Here is a 24,542-nt window from a genome sequence, read left to right as displayed (position 1 = left end):
TCCCTCACGCCGGGCGCTGCCCGCGCAGCACCGAGTTGCCCTCGAATGTCGCGGTCTGATCAACGGCGGCGTTGTCGATCGGATCGAGCAGCAGTCGTCCACTTTGGCCGTAGAACGCGACCGGGTTGCGCCACAGCAACCGGTCGACGTCGTCGGAGCTGAACCCGGCCTCGCGCATCGCCTGCCCGGTCTTTGCCGTCTTGAGCGGGTCGCTGCGACCCCAGTCGGCCGCGGAGTTGACGATCATCCGCTCCAGGCCGTAGTCGCTGAGGACGCGCACCATCCGATGTTCGTCCATTTTGGTGTCCGGGTAGATGGAAAAACCCAGCCAGCAACCGGACTCGGCCACCAGATCGACGGTGACCTCGTTCAGGTGGTCGATCAGGACTCGCTCCGGCGGGAGGCCAGACGCGGCGACCAGCTCGAGGCTGCGGCGGGTGCCCTCGACCTTGTCGCGGTGCGGGGTGTGCACCAGCACCGGCAGGTCATGCTCGCCAGCCAGCTCCAACTGCCGGACGAACGCCTTCTCCTCGTCGTCGGTCATCGAGTCGAACCCGACCTCGCCAACGGCGACCACCCCGTCCTTCGCCAGATACCGGGGCAGCACGTCCAGCACCTCGACGCAGCGGGGATCGTTGGCTTCCTTGGGGTTGAGCGCGATCGTGCAGTGGTGCCGGATGCCGAACTGGGACGCGCGGAACCGCTCCCAGCCGAGCAACCCGTCGAAGTAGTCGTAGAACGACGCGGCGCTGCCGCGCGGCTGGCCGAGCCAGAACGCCGGTTCGGTGACCGCGCGGACCCCGGCCGCGTACATGGCTTCGTAGTCGTCTGTGGTGCGGGAGGTCATATGGATATGGGGGTCGAAGATGCGCATCAGTCCTCCTAGTCGTGCCGCACGCGTTGCTGGTCAGGGACGGTTCCCGACGTCGCATCGAGGTCCGGTCGCCGCGAGGTCAACTGGTTGAGCAGCCACGTCGCATCGGCGGGCACGTCGCGGTCCGCCGCACGGCGCTCGGCGGCGAAGCCATCAACCATGCGGGCCAACTCGGCGTCGCCACGCTCCGCGATCCCGGACACCGCAGCCAGCGGAACGCCGGTGAACAGGCACTTCAACACGCCGTGCCGCCAGTTGTGCGGGTCAAGATGACGCGCCGCGTACGGGCCGAGTGCCGCCGCGATGAGCCGGGTGTCGTTGCCGCGCAGCGCGTCGCCCACCAGGTCGAGCGCGGCGTCGGCCAGGTCGAGGTGATCCAGTGCCCGCAGCACGGCGCGCTTCTCGTCGGCGTCGCCGTGCCGGTAGAGCGCGGCGACCTCCGCGACAAGGCCGTCCCGGTCCCAGCCCCGCGCGGCGGCACGCAGCAACGCGACCCTGGCCTGATCCTCGACGCGGGGCGTGACCAACCCGTCAGGGTCGTCCGGGTCGACCGGGCCCCTGCCGACGGCACGCGCCACGGCGGGGAACAGCACCGCGATCCGCGCTGGCGTCGACGTCACCTCGTCGATCAGCTCTCTCAACCTGGCCCTGCCCTCGTTGTCGAGCAGGTCGTCCAGCCGGTCGGTCACCGCGTCACCTCCGCCGCGAGTGCCGCTGCCTGCGCGGTGCGCAACGCGTCGAGCGAACGCGCGGCGACGGCCGGTGCGGCGTGGGAATGCCGGGGCAGCTCGACGCTGACCAGGCCCTGATAGCCGACGTCGAGCAGTGCGCCGAGCGTGGCGGGCAGGTCGACGTCGCCGTCGCCGAATTCCAGGTGCTCGTGCACGCCAGGGCGCATGTCGTCGATCTGCACGTTGCCGATGAGCCCGTCGAAATCGCGAACGCGGTCCTGCGGCGGAGCGGGCTCATTACAAACGCAGTGTCCGATGTCGACGGTGACCGCCAGTCGATCTGGCTCGCCCAGCCTGCGCCGCAGCTCGGCCACCCCGGCGAGCGTGTCGACGAACATGCCCGGCTCCGGCTCGAACGCGCACCGGACGTCGCGGCGCTCCGCCTCGGCAAGCACCTCGGCGACGCCGCTGGTCAGCCGGTGCCAACCCTGTTCGGGAGCCACGTCCTCGGGCAGCGTGCCCGACCAGAACGACACCGCCTCCGCCCCGAGATCGGCGGCGACACGGATCGCGCGGTGCAGGTAGTCCACCCGGCGCTCGCGGTCGACGTCGGATACCAGCGTCGGCTCGTGCTTGCGCCACGGGTCCATCACATAGCGCGCGCCGGTCTCGATGACGACGGCGAGCCCGTACGCGGCGAGGCGACGGCGCACGTGGTCGGTGCGGGCGGCGAGATCGGGGGCGAACGGGTCGAGGTGCGGATGATCGAGGGTGAGCGCGACGCCGTCGTAGCCGAGGTCGGCGATCACGCCGAGGGCGTCGTCCAGGCGGTGCCCGGCGAATCCGTTCGTGCCATAGCCGAACCGCAGGGTCATGTCGGCGACACCACCTTGGACGCCAGCCGTGCGATGGGACCAGCGGCGAGCAGTCCTCCTGCGAGTCCGATCGCGCCGGTGCCCGCCACCAACGCGGCCTGCAGCCCGATGACACCCCGCACGCCGGCACCGGTCGCGGTGCGCACCGTGGCGGCGTCGGGGTTGCGTGCCGCGCGGACCTGCGCGCGGCCGACCGTGCCCACGTAGGTGGCGGCGAACGCGGCACTAGCCGTGGCACGGCGAATGGCGTTCGCGCGGTTGGATGCCGTGGCACGGTGCGGCACCGCGGCCCCGCTGGGTGCCGTGTCGTGTGGCCCGGTGCGTTGACGGCGGGGCAGCGCGGCCACCACCGCCGCCGTTGCCGCCGACGCCGTCGTGGCGAGCGCCGCCAAGCCTGTGCGCCGCGACCCACCATGCACCTCCCCCCTGCTCAGGGTGGTCACGCCGAGCGTGTGCCCGGCGACCGCGCAAGCAGGCAACGCCGCCCTGCGCGGTCGACCCCCAGCTCCGAGTAACACGTCCAACCCGCGCGCGGACGCCATCACGGCGGGACCGGCCGGGGTGTCCTTCGCGGCGAGGTCGTACGTCCACGCCGCGGCGGCGACCGGCACCGCGATTCGCAGCGCGGCACGGCCTCCCACGGCGGTGGCGATGCCCAGGCCAGCGCCGGTCAGTCCGGACGCAAGCGCCAGCGCCTCCCCCGGAGACACCCTGCCGGACGGGATCGGCCGCTCCGGGCGTTCGACGGCGTCCAGCTCCCGGTCGGCGTAGTCGTTGAGCGCCATGCCTGCCAGGTAGAAGCACGCCGAGGCAGCGGGCATCGCCCAACCCCGTTTGCCATACGGCCAGCCCGCCGCCGCGCCCCCCGCGAAGCTGTCGCCCGGAATGGTCAGCACGGCAGGTAGCCGCACCAGCTCGACCGCATCCCGCACCTTCATCGGTCACCTCCCGCACCGAGTCGCTGACACCACTCGACAAGGGCACGCCACTGGCCGCCCAGATCGTGCCCACCATCCCCAGCGGGGTCCTTGAAGAAAAAGCCGAGCGCGCCCAACGGGCCGGACTCCCCGGCCTGTCGGGCACGCGCCACCAGCCGCGCGAGGTCGAGCACCAACGGCGCGGCGAGCGCGGAGTCGCAGCCCTGCCAGGTGAACTGCATGGACATCTTGGTGCCGAGAAAGCCTTCGAAGGACACCATGTCCCATGCCGTCTTCCAGTCACCGAGATCCTCGACGTAGTCGATGTGTAGCGGGCCGTCCACCGGCTCGCCCAGCATCTCGGTAAGCCCCTTGCCTTTCGACTGGGTCTTGCTCGACGCCGTCACCGGATCGGCCAGCGCGCGACCGTCGCCGCCGCCGAGCAGGTTGTACGACGCCCAGGACCGCACCCGCAGTGCACGGGTGGCGAACATCGGTGCGAGCGCCGACTTGATCAGCGTTTCGCCGGTCTTGCCGTCCGAGCCAGCCCACGGCAGCCCCACCCGCTCGGCGAGCTGGGTCAGCGCGGGCAATCGGGGGCCGGGGCTCGGTGTGAACGCGACGACCGGGCAGCCTGCTCGGAACGCCGCGTAGGCGTAGACCGAGCTGAGCGGCAGCGGCGCCTCGTCCGCCGCGAGCGCCCGTTCCAGTGCGTCCAAATCGGACAACTCGGGAGTGAGCTCGACGGGCGGTTCCGTGGTAGCGACGTCGATGACGATGACCTGGTCGAGCGCGTGCGCCGCGCGGAACCCGGCAAGGTCGCGGCTGACCCGCTCGATGGCGTCACGCTGAGTGCCATCGTCGGCGGCGATGCCATGCCGGATGCGGGTGTCCACCTGGGTGAGCCCGTCGTGCACCGCCCGGGCGAGTTCGATGCCGAACACCCCGCCGTCCGCGAGCGCCTCGGCGCGCTTGGGTAGCGAGTCGGTCACGATGTCGTGGCCGCCGATGAGTAGGTCGGCCACGCCCGGCGGCGCGGCAGCCGCCACCTCGGGGAGGTCGGTGACGCAGCCGGTGCGCCGCGTCAGCCCCGCGGTCAGCGCGAGCGCGCCGACGGTGGCGGTGGTGGCCACGGACCCGCGTGCGCCGATGAACCACAGTCCGATCTTTGGTGCCATCCTCCGGCCTTCCCTTGCGTCGTGGTTGAGATCGGGCGGAGTGGATCTTGAGGCGTTCTGGTCGTCCCGGCGACCAGAACGCCTCAAGATCCACTAGCCGCGACCTGCTGATCGGGGCCTCGGGCGCGGCGCACCCGAGGCCCCGTCAGGGCTCACTCAGACGGTTCGAGTACGACCTCGTCGCTGCCGGACAGCGACGGCAGTCCGTCGGCGCCCGGGTCGGTGTAGCTCGCGTTGAACACGCCGTGCAACTCATCGTGTTCCGGGTCGTGTCCTTCCGGCTCGCTGGTCTGGATCGACCCCGAGCAACCGAACGCCGTGGTCTGCGGGTGCCCGTGATCGTCGTGACCGAGGATGTAGGTCACCTCGACCTGCGAGCAGTCCACCGGCTGGTCGTCGGTCACCGAGACCTCATACTCGACGACGTCGCCGAAGGAGAACTCCTGCCCGTCGACCGGCGTGACGAACTCGACCACCGGCGCCTGGTTGCCGACGACGATCTCCACCTCGTCGACACCGCTCTTACCCCGGTGCCTGCCGCCGACGTCGGTCACCTGCAGCGTGGCGGTGTAGACGCCGTTCTCGGTGTAGGTGTGCGTCGGGTTCTGCTCCCGCGAGTCGACTTCGCCGTCGGAGTCGAAGTCCCAGGCGTAGCGCAGCCGGTCGCCATCGGCATCCTCAGTGCCGTCGCTGGAGAACGACACCGTCAGCGGCGCCTGCCCGTTGTCGACGCTGGCCGTGGCCTGCGCGTGCGGGACGTGGTTGCCGTTCGGGCCGATGTAGTCGATCCGCGACAGTGCCGCCCCGGGCAGTTCAGCGAAGAAGCCCTTGCCGTACTCCAGCATGTAGAGCGCACCGTTCGGGCCGAACTCCATGGCCATCGGGGCGGACAGCGGGATGGACGGCACGACGTCCTCGATGCCGGTCACCGCACCGGAGTCGTCGAGGTGGAATCCCTTGATGTAGTCGCGGGTCCACTCGAAGAACAGCGGCATCCCGTCGTAGTGCTTCGGCCAGCCGACCGGCGCGCGGCCACGACGGTTCCTGTGGTCGAAGTCGTACGCGGGACCGGCCATCGGGCCGATGCCGCCGGTGCCCAGCTCGGGGAACTCGCTTGACTGGCCGTAGCCGTACCAAACCTGCGGCTGCTCGACAGGAGGCAGTTCCGTCAGCCCGGTGTTGTGCGGCGACTCATTCACCGGCGCGGCGCAGTCGAATGCCTCGCCGGACTCGCCGGTCGCGAAGTCGTAGTCCACATAGGGCATCTCGGCGGTCGCGCAGTACGGCCAGCCGTAGTTGCCCGCATCGGTCGCGGCGAACCACTTGCCCTGCCCTGCCGGGCCACGGTCCGGGTCGGCGCTACCGGCGTCCGGCGAGTAGTCGGCGACGTAGAGCGCGTCGGTCTGCGGGTCGACGTCAATGCGGAACGGGTTCCGCAGTCCCATCAGGTAGATCTCCGGGCGGGCCTTCGCCGTGCCCGGCTCGAACAGGTTGCCCTCAGGGACGCTGTACTGGCCCCCAGCGCCGACCTTGATTCGCAGCACCTTGCCGCGCAGGTCGTTGGTGTTGGCCGAGCTGCGCTGCGCGTCGTAGGCGGGGTTGCGCTCGTCCCGCTCATCGATCGGCGTGTAGCCGTCCGATGCGAACGGGTTGGTGTCGTCGCCGGTCGCCAGGTACAGGTTGCCATCGCTGTCGAAGGCGATGTCACCGCCGACGTGACAGCAGATGCCCCTGTCCACCGGAACGTCGATGATCTGCTGCTCACTCGACAGATCGAGCGTGTCGCCGTTGAGCTGGAACCGCGACAGCCGGATCGCGCCCTCGAACGCGGCGAACTCCTCCGGCGTACCGAATCCGGGCGCGTCGCCCTCGTTGGTGTCCGGTGTGGACGGATCGTCCACCGGGGTGTCCATCGGCGGCGAGTAGTACAAGTAGACCCAGCGGTTCGTGGTGCCGTTGAAGCCGGGGTCGATGGCGATGCTCTGCAGGCCTTCCTCGTCGTGCTCGTAGACGTCGACCTCGGCAGCGACGATGTTGCGGCCGGTGTCCGGGTTGTGCAGCCGCACCTCGCCCGGCCTCGTCGTGTGCAGCACTCTGCCGTCCGGCAGCACGGCGAGATCCATCGGCTCGCCGGGGGTGTCGTCGAGGACGACCTTCTGGAACAGCGAGTCCGCCGGCGGTTCGTGGCCCTCGTGGGCCATGGATGTCGCGGACCCGGTCACTAACGCCGTCACCATGGCGGCCGTAACCGCCACGACGGGGATTCTTCGCATGACAACCTCTCCTCGGTGGGGACCCCGTGCCTATGTCGCCATAGGTACGGACGAGATACGCAGGGCCAGCCCGAAAATGGGCGCACTGGCCCCACCGGCGAACTCGTCGCCGGTCGCGATTCGGTGCTGTAGTGGTTGCCGGAACCCGCGCTGGCGCCATTCGCACGGGCCGGGTGGGAACTAGAAGCGCAGCTTGCGCAGGTAGGAGTAGCCGACGTCGGCGGTCTGCTCCGGACTCACGTCAGGAGTGTCGTTCTCGACGATGTACTCCAGCGCCGAGTGGGCGCGGAAGATGCGACCGAAGTCGATGTGGCCGGTGCCAAGGTCGGCCATGTCGCCGTCATGGGCGTGACGGTCCTTGACGTGGTACTGCAGCACCCGTTGTGGCGCGGACCGCATCACGTCGATGGTGAAGCCCTCGGGGTCGCTCGCCCCGTCGCCGCTTTCGATGCCCCCGCGCACCGCCCAGTAGATGTCGATCTCGAGGTGTACGAGCTTCGGGTCCAGTTCGGACGTCAGCACCTGCCATGGCGTCACGCCGCCACCGAGGTCGATGGTGAACTCGTGGGCGTGGTTGTGGTAGCCGTAGCGCAGCCCCGCTGAACGGGCCACCTCGGCCTCATGGTTCATCCGCTCGGCCCACCGCTGCCAGTCGGCTTTGTCCGACGAGTTCAGGTACGGCACCACCATGTACGACTGGCCCAGCGTGAGCGCGTTGTCGATCTTGGTGTGCAGCGCCTGCTCGGAGTCGGCGATACCATCGTGGCTGGACGTCGCCGAGATGCCGATGCTGTCGTAGAAGTCGCGGAGCTCGCTCGCGGTGCGGCCGAAGTAGCCGAGCGCCTGCTCCACCTTGGGGTAGCCGATGTCGGCGATCGTTCGCAACGTCTCATCGAAGCCGGGCTCGCCCCACAGCGCGGAGCGCATCGTCCACAGCTGGATGCTGATCAGCCCTGGCGGCACCCGGTGCAGTCCGGTGCTCTTGACGGTGGCGTTCGCCGCGGGCGCCCCGACACCGGCGGCGAGCAGGCCAGCACCGACCGCGCCACTCAGCGCCGTTCGCAGCGCGCTTCGCCGGTCGAGCCCCTTTTCTCCGAGGGAACGACGTATCGCGCCCTCACCGTCGAATCCATAACACATGATTCCTACTCCTTCGTTCTATTGCGGAGTACTAAAAGCCGCATCGAACGCGGCGTCAGGTGGGTCGAACAACTGCTCGCGCACGTAGCGCAGTGATTCGGGAGCGCCTCGCAGGCGGTCCATACCCGCGTCCTCCCATTCGATCGAGATCGGACCCTCATAGCCGATGGCGTTGAGCACGCGGAAGCACGCCTCCCACGGCACATCGCCCCGCCCCGTGGACACGAAGTCCCAGCCACGCCGGGGATCCCCCCACGGCAGGTGGGAACCGAGCCTTCCGTTGCGGCCGTTGCCGGTGTTGCGTTTCGTGTCCTTGCAGTCGACGTGGTAGATCCGGTCGGCGAAGTCGACGAGGAACCCGGCTGGGTCGATGTCCTGCCACACCATGTGGCTCGGGTCCCAGTTCAGCCCGAAGGACTCCCTGCGGCCGATCGCGTCGAGGGTGCGCACGGTGGACCAGTAGTCATAGGCGATCTCCGAGGGGTGCACCTCGAGCGCGAACCGCACGCCCTCGGCATCGAAGACGTCCATGATCGGGTTCCACCGATCGGCGAAGTCCTGGTAGCCAGCCTCGACCAGTTCGGCGGGCACCGGCGGGAACATCGCAACGTACTTCCAGATCGCCGAGCCGGTGAAGCCGACGACCGTGTTCACGCCGAGCTTCGCGGCGACCCGTGCGGTGTGCTTCATCTCTTCGGCGGCGCGGCGGCGCACACCCTCCGGTTCGCCGTCGCCCCAGATCCGGTCCGGCAGGATGGCCCGATGCCGTGCGTCGATCGGATCGTCGCAGACCGCCTGGCCCTTGAGGTGGTTGGAAATCGCCCAGACACCAAGGCCGTACTTGTCCAGGATGTCCACACGCGACTGGAGGTAGGAGTCGTCCTCGACCGCGCGCCAGACGTCGAGGTGATCACCCCAGCACGCGATCTCCAGCCCGTCGTAACCCCACTCCGACGCCAGCCGGGCGACCTCCTCGAACGGCAGGTCCGCCCACTGCCCGGTGAACAGGGTGACGTGTCGGCCCATCACGCAACCTCCCTCGCTGTGCCCGCGCTATCCGTCGTGCCCGTGCTGCCGGTGTCGCCACTGCCAGTGCCATCGACCGGCACCCACTGGCTGTCGGTCGCCGCGCTGGCCTGCACCGCGGCGACCACACGCTGCACCCGCAGCCCGTCCGCGAACGAGGGCTCGGGGTCGGTGCCGTCGGCGATGGCGGTGAGCAGGTCGGCGGCCTGGTGGGAGAAACCGTGCTCGTAGCCGAGCAAGTGGCCGGGCGGCCACCACGCGCCCAGGTACGGGTGTGTCGGCTCGGTGACGAGGATGCGGGTGAAGCCCTGCGTCTCGGTCGGCACCGACGAGTCGAAGAACCGCAGCGTGTTCATGTCCTCGAAGTCAAACGCCAGGCTGCCCTCTGTCCCGTTCAGCTCGATGCGGATGGCGTTCTTGCGTCCGGTGGCGTAGCGAGTGGCCTCGAAGGTGGCCATCGCGCCGCCGCTGAAGCGGCCGAGGAACACCGCGGCGTCGTCCACGGTGACCTGGCCCGTGCCATCGCCGCCCGGCAGCGGGCGCTCGGGGACGAAGGTATCCATCGTGGCGCTGACCCCGGTGATGTGCTCACCGGTGAGGAACTGGGTCAGGTCGATCACGTGGGCGCCGATGTCACCCAGCGCGCCGGAACCGGCCCGGTTGGCGTCGAGCCGCCAGGAGTACGGCGCGTCCGGGTCGGTGAGCCAGTCCTGCAGGTACTGCGCCCTGACGTGCCGCAGCCTGCCGATGCGGCCACCGAGCACCAGCCGCCGCGCCAGCGCCAATGCTGGCACCCGCCGGTAGGTGAAGCCGACCATCGCTTTGACACCGTCTGCCCGCGCTCGCTCGGCGGCCTCGGTCATCCGCTCGGCTTCGGCGACCGAGTTGGCCAGCGGCTTCTCGCACAGCACGTGCTTTCCCGCCGCGAGCGCGGCGATGGCGATCTCGGCGTGGGTGTCGCCTGGAGTGCAGATGTCGACGAGGCCGACGTCATCCCTGGCGATCAGCGCGCGCCAGTCGGTCTCCACCTGCTGCCAGTCGAACCGGCGTGCCATCTCCTCGGCCGCGGTGCGATCGCGCCCGCCGAGCGCCACCAGCCGTGGTTCGAGCTTCGGGTCGAAGAAACTCTTGGCGTTGCGCCATCCCTGGGAATGCGCCATCCCCATGAAGGCGTATCCGATCATGCCGATCCCGATCGGCGCTCTGTCCGCGTGCGTCATCAGCCCTCCCTGGGCGGTTCGTTGGTGCGGTGCGTCAGGACTCGAACCCAAGCGGGAGGTACTCCTCGACGTTCTCCTTGGTCACGACCGGCGCGTTCAGCACGATCCGGCGCGGCACCTCGACCTGCACCAGGTCGGACATGCCCTTGTCCTGGGCGAGCAGCCGGGCGAGCCGGATGCCGTCCGCGGCCTGCGTCGGCGGGTAGAGCACGGTTGCTTCCATCTCGCCTTCCTGGATCCAGCGCATCGCGTTGGCCGAGCCCGCGCCGCCGATGAAGAAGAACTCGTCGCGGTTGGCGTTGTCGAACGCGGCCTTGACACCGACACCCTGGTCGTCGTCGTGGTTCCAGATGATGTCGATTTCCGGCACCGCCTGCAGCAGGTTCGACGCCACCTTCTCGCCGGACTGCACAGTGAACTCCGCGGCGACCCGGTGGTCGACGTTCTGGTCGCACTCCTTGAGTGCGTCGGAGAAGCCGTCCGAGCGGTCCTGGGTCAGCGGCAGCGAGTCGAGGCCAGCGATCTCGGCGATCACCGCGTCGCCGCCGAGGTCGTTCTCCTCGACCAGTTCGCAGGCGTAGGTGCCAGCCGAGACGCCCATGCCGTAGTTGTCGCCGAGGATCGTGGTGCGGGCGGCGAACTCGCTGGAGAACTCGCGGTCGACGTTGACGACCGGGATACCGGCGTCCATCGCCTGCGTGGCGACCTTCGTCAGCGCGGCGCCGTCGGTGGGCAGCAGCACGATCGCGTCGACGCCCTCGTTGATGAACGTCTCGATGTGGCTGATCTGCATGCTCGGGTCGTTGGTGCCCTCGGCGACGCGGAGGTCGACGTCCTCATACTTCTCGCCCTCGGCGACGGCGGTCGAGTTGATCGCCGCCAGCCAGCCGTGATCGGCCTCAGGGCCGGAGAAGCCGATAGTGACTTCCTTGCCGGGGTCGTCGTTCGAGCTGACCGCCCTCGGCTCGGTGTTGGTCTGCTGGCTCGCCGGGTCGTTGCCGGTGCAGGCGGTGGCGAGCAGGGCCACCGCCGCGACGGCGCCCGTCGTGCGCAGGAGTCTGCTGCGTTGCGACATGGTTCTCTCCTCGGATGTGGGGGTTGGGTGGGGTTGCGGGCCGTGGCTAGGGCGGGGAGCCGTTGCGGGCCGCGACGCGCTGTTGCAACAGCACGGCGACGACGATGATCACGCCCTTCGCGACGGCCTGGGTGGACGTGTCGAGGTTGTTGAGCGTGAAGACGTTGGTGAGCGTGGTGAAGATCAGCACGCCGAAGACGGTCCCGACGATGGTGCCGCGACCACCGGAGAGCAACGTCCCGCCGATGACGACGGCCGCGATGGCATCCAGTTCCATGAGCATGCCGTGCGTCGACGTCCCCGCAGTGGTGCGCGCCAGCAGCATCACCGCCGCGAGTCCACATGCGACACCGACGAGGACGTACAGCAGCGTCGTGTGACGCTTGACGTTGATACCGGCCAGCCGGGCCGCCTCCGGGTTGCCGCCGACCGCGAGGGTCCTGCGGCCGAACGTGGTCCGGTTGAGCAGGATCCAGCCCGCGACCGCGACGATCGCGAAGATCAGCACCAGCACCGGGATGCCGAGGACTCTGCCGCCGACAACATCGATGAACTCGCTGATCGTGACGACTTGGGTGCGCTTCTGCGCGATGATCTCGGCGAGACCGCGCGCCCCGGCGAGCATCGCCAGCGTGACGATGAAGGCCGCCATCCTGCCGTAGGCGATGAGCAACCCGTTGACGAGTCCGCAGACAGCGCCGACCAGCAACGCCGTGGAGACCATGACGATCCAGTGGGTGTTCTCCGCGAGCGTCTGCGTGGCGATGGTCGACGCCCACACCGAGGACAGCGCCACGATCGCGCCGACAGACAGGTCGATGCCGCCACCGGTGATCACGAACGTCATGCCGACGCTGACCACACCGATCACCGACGCGAGCCGCAGGATCGTCATCATGTTGTCGAAGGAGACGAACCGGTCACCAGCGGTGATCATGCCGACGATGCAGAGCAGCGCCAGCGCGATCACCAGGCCGAGGTTGCGCCCGGCAGGGCCGGAGAACAGGGCGGTGACGCTGCGCAGCGGACTCTCCCGGCTGGGCACGTCCGCGCCGCCGGTGCCGGCTCTCTCCTCAGAAGCAACACTCATGCCGCCTCTCCTTCCATCACCATGTCGAGCACCTGGTGCTCGTTGATCTCCTCGGCGGGACTGTCGTGCACAAGGGCGCCGTCGGAGATCACAAGGACCCGGTCGGACAGCCCGATCACCTCCTCGATCTCGCTGGAGACCACGACGACCGCGATCCCGCTCGCCGCGAGCTCCCTGACCAGCGCGTAGATCTCCGATCGCGCACCGACGTCGACGCCGCGTGTCGGTTCGTCGAGCAACAGCACCCGGCACTCGCGCAGCAGCCACCTGGCGAGCACGACCTTCTGCTGGTTGCCACCGGAAAGCGTGCGCACGTGCCGCCGCACATCAGCGGGGCGAACGTCGAGCGCGCGGACCTGCTCGTCAGCGGCGCGCCGCTCGTCGCCCCGGTTGACGAAGCCACCTCGGGCGAACCGGCCGAGGCTGGCGAGCGTGATGTTGCGTGCTACCGACTCGTGCAGCACTAGCGCCTGGCTCTTGCGTTCCTCCGGGCAGAGCCCCACACCAGCGGACACCGCGGCGCCAACGCTGCCCGCGCGCAACCGACGTCCGGCGACGGTCACGGTGCCGGCCTTGGCCTTGCGCGCGCCGTAGATCGTCTCCAGGATCTCGGAGCGACCGGAGCCGACCAGCCCGGCGAGACCGACGACCTCACCGGCGGCCACCGTGAACGAGACACCGCCGAACTCCCCCGCGCGGCCCAGCCCGGACACCTCGAGCACTGGGTCGCCCACCTGCTGGCGCTCCGGCCGGTCGGGAAAGACGTACTCGATGGACCTGCCGGTCATCAGCCGGATGATCTCCGAGGTCGGTGTCTCGGCCGCCGCGAGTCCGGTCGCGGCGGTGCGCCCGTCCTTGAGCACGGTGACGCGGTCGCCGATCTCGCGGATCTCCTCGAGCCGGTGCGAGATGTAGACGATCGCGACGCCCTGCGCCGCAAGCTCGCGGATCACACCGAACAGCCGCGTGACCTCTTCCTGGTCAAGCACGGCGGACGGCTCGTCCATCACGATCAGTTTCGCGTCGTACGAGAGCGCGCGGGCCATGCTCACGATCTGCTTGCCGGCCGAGGACAGCCGTCCGACCTCGATGTCGGGCGCCACCTCGGGGTGGCCGAGGCGACGCAACAGCTCGGCGGCCGCGCGGTTCGCCTCGGCCCGCGCGACGACTCCCCATCGCGCGCGCTCGTGCCCGAGGTGGATGTTCTCCGCGACGGTCAGGCCGTCGACCAGGTCGAGCTCCTGGTAGATCGTCGCGATGCCGTGATCGAGGGCGTCCTGCGGGTTCACGATGCGGATCTCGTCGCCCTGCCAGCTGATCGTGCCGCCGTTCGGTTGGTGCGCGCCAGCCAGGACCTTGATCAACGTGGACTTACCCGCGCCGTTCTGGCCGAGCAGGCAGTGGACGTCGCCCGCCCGCACTTCGAGGTCGATGCCGTCGAGCGCCTTCACGCCGGGGAAGTGCTTGACGATGCCGCTCATCCGCAGCAGCGGCTCCTGCCCTGCTGGCGCTGTGATCTGACTCTCCCTCGAACCCATGGTGGGGAACCATAGGCGGACTTTTGTATGAGAGTCAAGCAGAAGTTCATCGAAAGACGTCCAAATGGCCGTAGGATGCTCGAGAAAAGACGAGGATGTTCTAGTGTTGAAACGGCAGATCCTGGTGCTGAGGGGAAGGAAGGCGATTACATGACTCGGGGCGAGCTGTCACCGGCGGGCACGGCGGTGTTGTTTCAGCTCCTGCGCGACGGGCGGCCACGCACTCGCGCCGAGCTGTCCGCCGAGACCGGCCTGGCACGCTCAACCGTCGCCGAGCGCATCGACACCCTGCTCAGCTCGGGACTGCTCAAGTTCAGCGATAAGGCGAACTCGACGGGCGGACGGCCGCCGACGATGTTCGCGTTCAACCCGGCGGCCAGGGTGGTGCTCGCGGCCGACATCGGCGCGACGCACGCCAAGCTCGCGGTGACCGACCTCGCGGGCGAAGTGCTGGTGGAGCAGGACAAGGTGCTCGACATCGCCGATGGCCCAGAGGTGGTGCTCCGCGAGGTCTGCGAACGCGGGCGCGCGCTGCTCACCCAGGCCGGACGAAGCCAGCGCGACCTGCTCGGCGTCGGCATCGGGCTGCCAGGGCCGGTCGAGCACCTGTCAGGCAAGCCGACGAACCCGCCGATCATGCCAGGCTGGGACGGCTTCGACGTGCCAGCCTTCGTGGGCGGCGAACTGGGCGCGGTGACGCTGGTGGACAACGACGTCAACATCATGGCGCTCGGCGAGTACCGCAGCCACTGGTCGGAGTACGCGCACATGATCTTCGTGAAGGTCGCGACCGGTATCGGCAGCGGGCTGATCAGCTACGGCCAGTTGCACCGGGGTTCGCAGGGCGCGGCGGGCGACATGGGCCACGTCCGCGTACCGCACGACACCGAGGTCGTCTGCCGCTGCGGCAACGTCGGATGCCTCGAGGCCGTGGCCAGCGGAGCGGCGATCGCGGCGAAGCTGACCGAGGCTGGCGTGCCCGCGGCGAGCAGCGCCGACGTCGTCACGCTTGCCCGCAACGGCTCGGTACCAGCGCTGCAGCACATCCGGCAGGCTGGCCGCGATATCGGCGAGGTGCTCGCGACGGCGGTGAGCCTGTTCAACCCGTCAGTGCTCGCGGTAGGCGGCGCGCTGTCGCTGGCGGGCGAACACCTCATCGCCGGGGTCAGGGAAGCCGTCTACCAGCGCTCCCTGCCGCTGGCGACACAGAACCTGCGGATCGTGCCGTCGCACTCCGGCGACGAGGCGGGCGTCTACGGCGCGGCGTTCATGGTGATCGACCATGCCCTCGCGGCGGGGCAGGTGGAGTCGCTGCTCGGGCCGTGACGCGGCGGTGGGGCCTGCCACGCGGACATCGACGTCGGCACCACTGTGCCGCCGACCGGGATGGATCTTGATGCGGTGCGGTGACACGTATCGCCACAATGCCGCATGATCGCCAGGTCAGTCAGCGCGCCACGTCCCATCGGTACGGACCATACGGGCCGAACGCAGCCCGAAGGGTTGCGGAGTGACTGCCCGGCGCGCGTCCCACACTTCGAGCGTGTCCGGTTCACACCGGACGACGACGAACTCCGCGTCGTCAGGGCCAGCCGGCCAGAACGCCCGCCACATCGGCATGAAGTAGCGGCGGCGGGTTTCGACGTCGTCGAGTAGCCGCGCGCTACACCGCGCGACGACGCAGGCACCGTCCCGATCGCGCTCATACACGAGCACGGCCCGACCAGTCGCGGCGATCTGCATGGCCTTACGAGATGTCGGCGAAGTTCCTATGTGGACCACGAAATTCTCGTCAGGACGGAACGGCTGGACGACTCGCGCATCAGGTCCGGCATCCCGTCAGTGACCAACACGCAGTACTTCTTCGCTCGCATCACGGTTCGAGCCACCGCCAGCACCCGCTCTGGCGCGTCGCCGTGACGACGGATGGCGATCGCGCGAAACAGGGCCGCCATGCCACCCAGTGCCCGATTCCTCACTGAACGAGTACTTCTCCCCATAGTGCAAGCCTAGCCCCGTGTGGGCGAGCAACGATCGCGATGTCCGCCACAACCGTGGCGCCACGCGGCCCGGCGGCGGACGTCACCGCCGCCGGGCCGCACCAGCGGGCCCTACCGCAGCCGGATCTCGTCGCCGTCAACGACGACGTCGCGTTCCGGCAGCGGCTCCGGCGCGGGCCCGCCCGCCACCGCGCCATCGGCGACGCGGAATTTGCTGCCGTGGCAGGTGCAGTTGATGGTGCCGCCGCTGACGTTGGCCACCGTGCAGCCCTGGTGCGTGCAGATCGAGGAGAACGCCCGGATCGTCCCCGCACTGGGCTGGGTCACGACGATCTGCTGCTCCCCGAACACGCGCCCGCCGCCGACCGGCACATCCGACACGCTGCCCAGCGCGGCACCACCGCCACCGGACTCCGCCGAAGCCGAAGCATCGGCCGCGGGGCTCTCCGCCGCGGGGCTGTCCGCCGAGGCAGGGGGCGGCGGGTCCGTCGACCTCCCGTACGTCGTGCAGCCCGCGGCCAGCGCGCCCGCACCCACGCCCACGATGACCGCACGACGCGATGCACGTCCTGTTTCGTTGCTCATCGTCAACTCCCTTTCGATGTCACCCGGACTACGCCGGGATTCCGGTGGTCGAGAACACCCACAACGCCGACGTCAGCCACAACCCAACCAACGCGGCGAACACCAGGCCGCCGACGACCGGCAGCACCCACGCAGGCAGGTTTCTGCGGGTGAGCAGCAGCATCTTGGTGACGAACGCGCCGAAGAAGAAGCTGCCGAGCAGCGAGTGCGTCAGCACGCGCGGCGTCGCGGTCTGCAGGCCGAGCGCGTACAGGCAATGCACCGCGACCGGCACCGCGGCGAGCACCGCGAGGCGGCCGGACCAGCGGTGCAGCGAGCCGATCCACGACGGCGCGGTGACGCGGACCTTGCCGTACATCACCAGCGCCGAGCCGACCTGCACCAGCGCGAGCACGAACGCGACCGTGGTGAGCCACGTCTTCACGCCAAGCGGGCTGCCGAATCCGGCGATGTTGACCGAGTAACCGGTGGGATCGTGCAGCCGGCCGTAGACGCCGATGGCGATCGCGACGGCGGCCCCGATCGCGACCGGCACGCCGATCTTGAAGGCGTCCGACGCCGAGGCGTTGGGTTGCTGGAGAGTCATCGCTCGCTCCTTGCGTTCCTGCGTTACCTGACACCAAGGACGTCGCTGTCGCCGTCGATGCGTTCCGCAGCGACGAAAGCGCCGTCGACCCGTGCGCCGCCCTTGGCCACCGACAACGCCGGTGCCGGGCTGGGCTGGCCGGACACCGTGCGCACACCGACCTGGCTGCCGTCAGGGAGCACGATCCAGCCGATCTCGTTCTGCTGGCCGTCGACGGTGGCGCTGCCCTGGTACAACCCAGCGGGTTCGTTGGCGAGTTGTGTGGAGTACCGCCACTGCTTGCCGGGAGCTGTGATCTCGCCGCTCACGGAGTAGTTGGAAAGTTGCCCGGTCAGCCGCGTGCCATCCGGGCCACGCAACGTCACGGTGTCGCCGGAGACCGTGCCTTCCAGCCACCACTCGACGCTCTCGCCGTCACAGAGGTAGCCCGCTGCCCGCGTACCGGAGACCGCTACCGCGACGGCGATTCCGCCGGTCTGCGAACGTCCGACGTAGACGGCTTCGTCGGGGAAGGCGCTGTCGACCTGTTGCGTCGTGGTGGTCGACGGCGCGGCGGACGCGGCTGTCGTGCTCGGTGGCGCGGTCTCCGTTGTGGGCGGCGCGGCCGCCTCCGTCGATGGTGCCGCCTGCTCGGCGGCGAGATCCGGCGCTTGCGACTCGTTCACCGCGAACAACGTCACCGCGATCACGGCGACCGCGAACAATGTGACCAGTGGCCCCTGCAGTTTCATCTCGAACCTCCTTGCGGCACCCATAGTCGGGCCGAAGGAGGGCAGCGGTCGTTGTCCGCGGACACACAACGAACGTCACCGTCACGACAGTTCTGTCGCGACGGCGCGTGGTGAAGCGTCAAGGTCGCGTTACTGCGCTCGTGTGGTCGAGGGAATCAACCTCACATCGGCGCGCGAACCCACGCGCCGCCGGACCTCGTCGTCCTAGCTACCGAACGGAACAGTCAAGCAGGCCACGCGACCACCGGCCTTCCCTGCCTCGCCCGAACCGGTGAGGGTGGTCTCCTGCTCATGGACCACGACGGAGTTCGGCGCCCGGACGGTGTTGGTGACCGGGTCGGTGAAGTCGAATGGAACCTGCGTCGTCGTCTCGCCACTGCCGTCGCCGTCGGTCGTCAGATCCAGCCATATCTCGTTGTGCGGGTTCGCATACTCGGGATCGCGCGATGGATCATCCGGCGTGGCCGCTGGGTCCACAATATGCTGGTAATGAGGCCCAGCACCGTCCCCAGTGGGGCCGCAGTGGTCGGTGTGCACGTGAGCGGCATAGCCGCGATTGGGCAGAAACCCATCGATTTCAAAGTGAACCGTCGTGCTGCCGCTTTTGCTCACGGACTCGACCAGCATCCGCGCACCCACCGGAGCCAGATCGGGATTGTAGGTGAGCGCACCTTCCACGGTGTCTGATACCGACCGCAGTTCCCTGTGAATACTCACATCGCCGCTGTCCGTATTCGTCTCGGGAGGAACCTTTTCCGCCTCGTCCACAGCCGGAGCCGAATCGTCGCTACACGATGCCGCGGCGAGCGCAGCGGCAGCCAGCACGACAGCACAGTGACGAGCAGGCTGAGTTCTACGAACAACACGTGTCATGACCCTGGTGTTCCCCACCGTGGCTTAGTCCAACCACCGGGCGACTTACCCCGCCACCCACTGGCGATGGCGCGACGGGACAGCGGTCAGAACGCGAGAGTGATCACGGCGCTGGTGTAGATGACGGCCAGCAGGATGCCGTCGAAACCGACCCGCCCCCAGCCGCGGCGACCTCGACGGCTAGATGACCAGCGTCCGCGCCGCGGCGCTACCCGAACTCGACCACCGCCCGCGGTGTGACCCTCCCAGAGCTGCACCGGCGCAGCTTCGCATGACAAAGCGCGGGTGGGCGTGCCGGACCGAGCGTCAATTGGGCTCGATCAGCAGCCTGGCCGCCGAGATCAGCCGCTCGGTCATTTCCTCGTAGGTGGAGTAGTTCATCCCGGCTTGGATCATGGCACCGCTGACAGCAATATTGAGGGCGTCCAGCGCCGCCTCACTGCATGCCGGGCCGGCGGCGTCCCGTAGCCGCCTCGTCATGGCCGCACCGATCCAGCTGCGGATCTGCGCAACGTCGGGGTCGCGGCCGAGCACCGCGGCGGATGCGGCCACGCTCAGTTCCGGCTCCTCGGCCATCAGCGCGCCCAGTTCGGCGAATACCGCCGACAGTCGCTCCAGTGGTGTCTGCCCGGTGACCGGCTGCCGGCACCACTGCTCGACTCGTCGCCGATAGACCTCGGCGACCAGATGCTGCTTGGCGGAAAAGTAACCGTAGGCCGTGGCATGTGTCAGTCCAGCCCGCCGGCAGACCTCTCGCATCGACAATTGGTCGTAGCCCTGCTCGCGAAGCACTTCGAGGCCGGCGTCGAGCAACCGCTCCACCGTCTCCGGCGACCGCCCGGCCAGTGCGCGCCGCCCAGCGCTGGCGCTTTCCGTCACTTCCGTCATGTCGATCGACACTAGGATTGACAGGTGTAAACCGCAACTGCGCTATTCCTCCCGCCGGTCGGCAAGCCCCATCCCCGGTGCGACGGGCGCGAGTTCGCTGCAGCTCGCGCGTCCGGAGTGACGCCATCCGCGCGTATAGACACCTGTCAAATGTGACTGTAGACTCACTCGCGATCAACTCGGACCCCCGGCGACCGCAGCCGCCGCCTTCCGATGATGAGAGGAAGCATGGCTACGAAGATCGAGCACAAGCACATGCAGCCGCCGGTCGTGGGATCCAGCCCACCGGCCTCGCCGCACGCGGCAGGCGCCCCCTAACAAGCCGGCAGGGCCGGTGTCGGCAACACCGCAAAACAGGAGGGCTGATATGCGCGTACTGATAACCGGGGCCACCGGCTTCGTCGGTGCATGGACGGCCAAAGCCGTACACGATCGCGGTCACCGGCTGCGACTGCTGGTCCGTGATCCGGCGCGGCTGTCTTCGATCGCCGCGGCCATGGACTTCGACGGCGCAGATGTGGTGCGCGGTGATATGACCGATCCGGAGCGGGTGCGCGAAGCGCTCGACGGGTGCGACGCCGTGGTGCACACGGCAGCGGTCGTGGCGCTGGACACCCGAGCGGCCGTGCACATGGACCGGGCCAACCTGGCCGGTGCACAGAATGTGCTCGGGCAAGCGGTGGCCCGCGGTATGGACCCGATTGTGTACGTATCGAGCGTGACAGCGCTGTGGCATCGGCAGTGCCCGTTACTGCATGCCGATCTCCCGCCCGGCGGCGGCGGCGATGCCTACGGACGCTCCAAAGCCAGGATCGAGCAATACGCGCGCGAACTGCAGCAGCGAGGCGCACCCGTCGTCGTGACCTATCCCAGTAGCGTGCTCGGACCGGCCGCAGGAGAACAGTTCGGAGAATCCGGTGAAGCCATCGCCACGTTCACTCGGTCCGGTGTCCCTGGGCGTGGTGCGGCCATCACGATCGGTGATGTGCGCGATCTCGCTGAAGCCCACTCCCGGCTCCTCGAACCCGGGCGAGGGCCCCGCAGATACGTGCTCGGTGGACATCGCATCACAGGGGGTGAATTGGCGGCCCATCTCACCCAGATCACCGGTCGCACCGTACGGCATTACCCCATTCCCGACGGTCTTCTCGTGGGGGCGGCCAAGCTCGCCGACAGATTCCGCGATCGGCTGCCGCCGAGCCTGAACAAATTCGGCGAGGCCGGCGTCCGTTACCTCATCGACGCACCACCCGCCGACAATTCTCCGGCCGAGCGTGATCTCGGCATCACATTCCGCCCGGTCCGGCAGACCCTCGAGGATCTGCTCGCCGACCGGCGCCGAATCCGGCGAGCCCGCACAGCAAACCCGGCCTGACGCGAATCGGCCGCCCATCGACAGCGGCGGCCTACCAACACCGCGACCAACAGAAGGACCATCACAGTGACCGCTTTCCCCCGTGCCGAAATGGAAGACGTCGTCGAGCGCTGGCTACAAGCCAATATCGACGCCGAGGGCACCGGAGATTGGCGCCCTCTCGCGGATTTCTTCGTCCCCGATGCGACCTACGGTTGGAACATCGGACCGAAGGACGACGTGATGTGCATCGGGATCGACGAGATCCGCGATATCGCCTTCGGCCAGGAAATGGAAGGCCTGCTCGGCTGGCGCTACCCCTATCAGCGCGTCCTGATCGACGAGCAGGTAGGCGAGGTACTGGGCTTCTGGAAACAGATCGCCCGAGACACCGAAGGCGCCGAGCACGAGGTCTATGGCCTCGGCGGCAGCTGGTTCTGCTATGCGGGCGAGGGTAAATGGGCTTGGCAGCGCGATTTTTTCGATTTCGGGCACGTCGCCGACCTGTACATCCGGCTACTGAAGTCGGGCAAAGTGAGCGAGGACTTCGCGGAACGAATGAACAAGAGTGCCACGGCAGGGCGCCTGCCGGGCTGGTACCCACTCGGGCAGACACCCGCACCCTTGTGGCCGGTGACCACGGACCAACCCTGAAGCCGTTGGGCACCGATCCGCTTCTGAAGGAATGAGTGAACGGATGGCCGGCAAGCCTACATTTCCACACGGCCCCGCGGGTATCACCGCACCGTGGCTGTCACACGTGCTCGGTATCGCTGTCGACCATGTCGAGGTCGCTGCCTTCGGGACCGGGCAGACAGGTGCCATCTACCGGGTTCGCTTCCGATCGAGCCGGACTGCGGCCGCGCGACCGGAAACCCTCGTGGTGAAACTGCCCTCGCAGGACGAGTCGGTGCGCGCGCGAGTCGCATTGGGGTATCGCGCGGAACACGCGTTCTATCGCGACGTCGCCCACACTGTCGCCGTACCCGTTCCGACGGTGCATCACTGCGCGATCGACCGCGGCGGCGAGGATTTCGTGCTCGTCATGGCGGATCTGGTACCTGCCGTGCAGGGTGACCAGCTCGCCGGTTGCGACGCCGACGTGGCCCGGCTCGCCGTCGAGGCCCTCGCGGGATTACACGGACCACGCTGGTGCGACCCGGCCTGGCTCGAGTTTCCGGCGGCAACCATGCCCAAGGGCAACGCCGATCTCGCCCGCGGGCTGGGCGAACTTGCCGGCATCGCCACCGACACCACCATCGGACGTCTCGGTGCGAAGATGGCCACCGAAGATCGCCACACCTTGTGCGAGGCAGCCGGGCTCGTCGAATCCTGGCTGCTGGCCGAACCTGCCCGCTTCAGCCTGCTGCACGGCGACTACCGCCTGGACAACCTGCTCATCGACCCCACCGACAACTCCGTCACCGTGGTGGACTGGCAGACGCTGTCGGTCGGGTTGCCCGGGCGCGACCTCGCCTACTTCCTGGCGACCTGCCTTCAACCGGCGCTGCGCCGCGAACATGAACGCCGAGTGGTCTCCAGCTATCACACGGCACTGCGGCGGCACGGCGTACGCGACTATTCGGAGCACGAATGCTGGACCGACTACAGATTCGGACTCCTCCAGGTCCCGTTGATCACGACCTTGGGTTTCGCCTTCTCCGCCGAGACCGACCGCGGTGACGACATGGTCCTGGCCATGCTCTCGCGCGGATGCCAAGCGCTGCGCGACCACGACACCTTCACTCTCATCCGAGGACTCACAGATGCCTGAATCTCCCCCAACCATCGGACAGCGCACGGAATCCGGAACCGATTCGCCTGTGCCCGCGTTTTTTTCAGAACTCGGGTTCTACCTGCTCGGGGGATCCGGAAGTGAGGGTCCCGCCGCCCTGGCCCAGCAGGCGCGTCGTGGTGAACAACTCGGGTTGGGCACCGCGTTCATCTCGGAACGATGGAATGTCAAGGAGGCATCCTCCCTGACCGGCGCGGCATGCGCGGTGACCTCACGCATGCACATCGCCACCGCCGCCACCAATCACAACACCCGCCACCCGCTCATCACCGGGTCGTGGGCGACCACCATGCATCGGCTCTCCGGTGGCCGCTTCACCCTCGGCATCGGGCGCGGCATAAGCGCGATCTACTCCGGCTTCGGCATCCCCGCGGTGACGACCGCGCAGATGGAAGACTTCGCCGCGGTGATGAGACGACTTTGGCGCGGGGAGGCCATCGTCAACCACGACGGGCCGATCGGGAACTACCCGGTCCTGTTTCTCGACAGCGACTTTCGCGAACAGATTCCGCTGGGACTGGTCGCCTTCGGTCCTCGGACACTCGAACTCGGTGGTCGGGCTTTCGACGATGTCATCCTGCACACCTACTTCACGCCACAGACCCTGCAACGCTGCGTCCGCACGGTCAAAACGGCCGCCGAGCGAGCCGGACGCGACCCCGGCACCGTTCGAGTGTGGTCATGCCTGGCCACCGTCGGGGACCACCTCCCAGAGGACCTCCGGCTGAAGAAGACCGTCGCCCGCCTCGCAACCTACCTCCAGGGCTACGGCGACCTGCTGGTTCGAACCAACGACTGGGATCCCGCTGTACTACAACACTTCCGCGACGACCCGATCGTGCAATCCATCGGCGGCGGAATCGATCACAAAGCCACAGCAACACAGATCGAACACATCGCCGAACTGATCCCCGACGAGTGGCTCCACCCCGCCGCAACCGGCAGCTCCGAGCAGTGCGCGCAGCGCATCCGCGACGAACTCGACTACGGCGCCGACCGAGTCATCCTCCACGGCGCAACCCCGGACGAACTAACACCGATCCTCGATAGCTACCGGAACCATCGCCCCTGAAGGGTGCCGAATCCCCATCCGGTTGACGATCGCGGCGGCCATCTGGTCTGGCGCCCCTCGGGTAACCGATGTCCCCCCCGCCATCGAGCACGGCCACGTCGAAGTCGGCATGCGTCATGGGCCCCCACTTCTGGGGCCACACCGTGGGGTAAACGTGGGTCGGGTCAAAAGAAACAGGTCCAGGCCCGGTGACATACCGGGCCTGGACCTGGGATTTCAAGTGGAGGTTGGGGGAACTTATTACAACACAAAAGACCAGGTCACCGCGCTAAAAGCCTTGCGGGAGAAGCTGCCGGACCTGGACGAGCCCGCCCAACCACCACCAAAGCGGCAACGTCCCAGTCGCGTTCGACAGCTCGACAGCGACCAGGTGCAGCAGCTGATCGAGGGCTACAAGTCGGGCGCAACCGTCCATGAACTGGGTGATCAGTTCGGCATCGAGCGGCGGACCGTCAGCGCAATCCTCCACCGCCACAACGTGCCGATGCGCCGCCGCAGCCTGACCGACGAACAGATCGACGACGCCATTCGCCTCTACAACCAGGGGTGGTCGCTGGCCCGGATCGGCGAACGCACGGATGTCGCCGCCGAAACGGTGCGCCAACGTCTGTGCGAGCGCGGCGTCACGATGCGCGACCCGCAGGGGCGGCCTCGGGCAGGTGAGGTCTAATGGTCACCGAGACGGCTACCTCCAGCCTCCGTCCTGACCCAACCCTGCGGCTGCAGTGCGCATGCACGCTCCTAGTGGCTGTCGTTCGCTTCCGGTATTGGGCTGTCGCTG

25 protein-coding genes are annotated in these 24,542 nt (G+C 68.3%); 6 read left to right on the top strand and 19 right to left on the bottom strand.

Translation table 11 applies throughout. The annotated features are described in order from the left end of the window. Positions 1–4 precede the first annotated feature (4 nt). The 12 genes from AMYHA_RS08615 to AMYHA_RS08560 all read right to left on the bottom strand — a co-directional run bounded on the left by AMYHA_RS08615 (position 5) and on the right by AMYHA_RS08560 (position 13,877). Entirely contained in the window at positions 5–874 is an 870-nt protein-coding gene (locus AMYHA_RS08615) for a TatD family hydrolase (RefSeq protein ID WP_034269799.1), read from the bottom strand. Between the two features lie 8 nt (positions 875–882). After that, positions 883–1,563: an EboA domain-containing protein gene (locus AMYHA_RS08610; protein ID WP_157361955.1), complete on the bottom strand. Its 681-nt coding sequence runs from the start codon at positions 1,561–1,563 to the stop codon at positions 883–885. After that, entirely contained in the window at positions 1,560–2,420 is an 861-nt protein-coding gene (locus AMYHA_RS08605) for a sugar phosphate isomerase/epimerase family protein (protein WP_034269797.1), read from the bottom strand. Before AMYHA_RS08605 ends, AMYHA_RS08610 begins: the two co-directional genes overlap by 4 nt. Beyond that, the gene (locus AMYHA_RS08600; RefSeq protein WP_196776989.1) at positions 2,417–3,352 is read right to left on the bottom strand and encodes an SCO3242 family prenyltransferase; all 936 of its coding nucleotides are present in this window, start codon (positions 3,350–3,352) and stop codon (positions 2,417–2,419) included. Before AMYHA_RS08600 ends, AMYHA_RS08605 begins: the two co-directional genes overlap by 4 nt. Before the next feature lie 2 nt (positions 3,353–3,354). Continuing rightward, the gene (locus AMYHA_RS08595; RefSeq protein WP_034269792.1) at positions 3,355–4,515 is read right to left on the bottom strand and encodes an inositol-3-phosphate synthase; all 1,161 of its coding nucleotides are present in this window, start codon (positions 4,513–4,515) and stop codon (positions 3,355–3,357) included. A 152-nt stretch (positions 4,516–4,667) separates the two neighbouring features. Next, positions 4,668–6,788, bottom strand: a complete 2,121-nt coding sequence (locus AMYHA_RS08590) for a PQQ-dependent sugar dehydrogenase (protein WP_034269789.1) — start codon at positions 6,786–6,788, stop codon at positions 4,668–4,670. A 180-nt stretch (positions 6,789–6,968) separates the two neighbouring features. Next, the gene (locus tag AMYHA_RS08585) at positions 6,969–7,928 is read right to left on the bottom strand and encodes a sugar phosphate isomerase/epimerase family protein (RefSeq protein ID WP_034269784.1); all 960 of its coding nucleotides are present in this window, start codon (positions 7,926–7,928) and stop codon (positions 6,969–6,971) included. 18 nt (positions 7,929–7,946) lie between these two features. Next, positions 7,947–8,954: a sugar phosphate isomerase/epimerase family protein gene (locus tag AMYHA_RS08580; protein WP_034269781.1), complete on the bottom strand. Its 1,008-nt coding sequence runs from the start codon at positions 8,952–8,954 to the stop codon at positions 7,947–7,949. Beyond that, complete coding sequence (locus tag AMYHA_RS08575) at positions 8,954–10,174, bottom strand: Gfo/Idh/MocA family protein (protein WP_084036985.1); 1,221 nt, start codon at positions 10,172–10,174, stop codon at positions 8,954–8,956. Before AMYHA_RS08575 ends, AMYHA_RS08580 begins: the two co-directional genes overlap by 1 nt. Positions 10,175–10,208: 34 nt before the next feature. After that, complete coding sequence (locus tag AMYHA_RS08570) at positions 10,209–11,249, bottom strand: substrate-binding domain-containing protein (protein WP_034269778.1); 1,041 nt, start codon at positions 11,247–11,249, stop codon at positions 10,209–10,211. A 46-nt stretch (positions 11,250–11,295) separates the two neighbouring features. Continuing rightward, positions 11,296–12,339 carry an ABC transporter permease gene (locus AMYHA_RS08565; RefSeq protein ID WP_034269775.1) on the bottom strand — a complete coding sequence of 348 codons (1,044 nt, stop codon included), beginning with the start codon at positions 12,337–12,339 and terminating at the stop codon, positions 11,296–11,298. Continuing rightward, complete coding sequence (locus tag AMYHA_RS08560; RefSeq protein WP_231104668.1) at positions 12,336–13,877, bottom strand: sugar ABC transporter ATP-binding protein; 1,542 nt, start codon at positions 13,875–13,877, stop codon at positions 12,336–12,338. Before AMYHA_RS08560 ends, AMYHA_RS08565 begins: the two co-directional genes overlap by 4 nt. A gap of 150 nt (positions 13,878–14,027) precedes the next feature. Between AMYHA_RS08560 and AMYHA_RS08555 the strand changes: the two genes are divergently transcribed. Beyond that, positions 14,028–15,203, top strand: coding sequence for an ROK family transcriptional regulator (locus tag AMYHA_RS08555; RefSeq protein WP_034269769.1), 1,176 nt, complete (start codon positions 14,028–14,030; stop codon positions 15,201–15,203). A 117-nt stretch (positions 15,204–15,320) separates the two neighbouring features. Here the strand turns inward: AMYHA_RS08555 and AMYHA_RS25610 are convergent, their stop codons facing one another. The 7 genes from AMYHA_RS25610 to AMYHA_RS08525 all read right to left on the bottom strand — a co-directional run bounded on the left by AMYHA_RS25610 (position 15,321) and on the right by AMYHA_RS08525 (position 19,540). Further along, positions 15,321–15,659: a pyridoxamine 5'-phosphate oxidase family protein gene (locus tag AMYHA_RS25610; RefSeq protein WP_269189745.1), complete on the bottom strand. Its 339-nt coding sequence runs from the start codon at positions 15,657–15,659 to the stop codon at positions 15,321–15,323. Next, positions 15,647–15,832 carry a hypothetical protein gene (locus tag AMYHA_RS25605; protein WP_051399687.1) on the bottom strand — a complete coding sequence of 62 codons (186 nt, stop codon included), beginning with the start codon at positions 15,830–15,832 and terminating at the stop codon, positions 15,647–15,649. The genes AMYHA_RS25610 and AMYHA_RS25605 overlap by 13 nt, the downstream gene beginning before the upstream one ends. A gap of 156 nt (positions 15,833–15,988) precedes the next feature. Next, a complete protein-coding gene (locus AMYHA_RS08545) occupies positions 15,989–16,462 on the bottom strand; it encodes a Rieske (2Fe-2S) protein (RefSeq protein ID WP_034269766.1) in 474 nt (157 codons plus the stop codon). A 28-nt stretch (positions 16,463–16,490) separates the two neighbouring features. After that, positions 16,491–17,048: a DUF6529 family protein gene (locus tag AMYHA_RS08540; RefSeq protein ID WP_034269763.1), complete on the bottom strand. Its 558-nt coding sequence runs from the start codon at positions 17,046–17,048 to the stop codon at positions 16,491–16,493. 23 nt (positions 17,049–17,071) lie between these two features. Further along, the gene (locus AMYHA_RS08535; protein WP_051399686.1) at positions 17,072–17,779 is read right to left on the bottom strand and encodes a hypothetical protein; all 708 of its coding nucleotides are present in this window, start codon (positions 17,777–17,779) and stop codon (positions 17,072–17,074) included. Between the two features lie 204 nt (positions 17,780–17,983). Further along, positions 17,984–18,604, bottom strand: coding sequence for a superoxide dismutase family protein (locus AMYHA_RS08530; protein WP_231104667.1), 621 nt, complete (start codon positions 18,602–18,604; stop codon positions 17,984–17,986). A gap of 354 nt (positions 18,605–18,958) precedes the next feature. After that, the gene (locus AMYHA_RS08525; protein ID WP_034276409.1) at positions 18,959–19,540 is read right to left on the bottom strand and encodes a TetR/AcrR family transcriptional regulator; all 582 of its coding nucleotides are present in this window, start codon (positions 19,538–19,540) and stop codon (positions 18,959–18,961) included. Positions 19,541–19,874: 334 nt separating this feature from the next. Here AMYHA_RS08525 and AMYHA_RS08520 point away from each other — a divergent pair, with 334 nt between their 5' ends. The 5 genes from AMYHA_RS08520 (at position 19,875) to AMYHA_RS08500 (ending at position 24,431) form a co-directional block, all read left to right on the top strand. After that, complete coding sequence (locus AMYHA_RS08520) at positions 19,875–20,915, top strand: NAD-dependent epimerase/dehydratase family protein (protein WP_196776868.1); 1,041 nt, start codon at positions 19,875–19,877, stop codon at positions 20,913–20,915. Positions 20,916–20,981: 66 nt separating this feature from the next. After that, on the top strand, positions 20,982–21,548 hold the full coding sequence (locus AMYHA_RS08515) for a nuclear transport factor 2-like protein (RefSeq protein ID WP_157361952.1): 567 nt from the start codon (positions 20,982–20,984) through the stop codon (positions 21,546–21,548). Between the two features lie 43 nt (positions 21,549–21,591). Then, positions 21,592–22,668, top strand: coding sequence for a phosphotransferase family protein (locus AMYHA_RS08510; RefSeq protein WP_034269751.1), 1,077 nt, complete (start codon positions 21,592–21,594; stop codon positions 22,666–22,668). Next, entirely contained in the window at positions 22,574–23,761 is a 1,188-nt protein-coding gene (locus AMYHA_RS08505; protein ID WP_231104666.1) for a TIGR03857 family LLM class F420-dependent oxidoreductase, read from the top strand. Before AMYHA_RS08510 ends, AMYHA_RS08505 begins: the two co-directional genes overlap by 95 nt. Positions 23,762–23,981: 220 nt before the next feature. Then, a complete protein-coding gene (locus tag AMYHA_RS08500) occupies positions 23,982–24,431 on the top strand; it encodes a helix-turn-helix domain containing protein (RefSeq protein ID WP_196776867.1) in 450 nt (149 codons plus the stop codon). The last annotated feature ends 111 nt before the right edge of the window (positions 24,432–24,542 follow it).

This window comes from Haloechinothrix halophila YIM 93223 (genome assembly GCF_000504245.1).
In the GTDB taxonomy this organism is placed as follows: domain Bacteria; phylum Actinomycetota; class Actinomycetes; order Mycobacteriales; family Pseudonocardiaceae; genus Haloechinothrix_A; species Haloechinothrix_A halophila.
The sequence above is the reverse complement of the archived record's forward strand: the minus strand, read 5'-3'. Positions and strand labels throughout refer to the sequence as shown.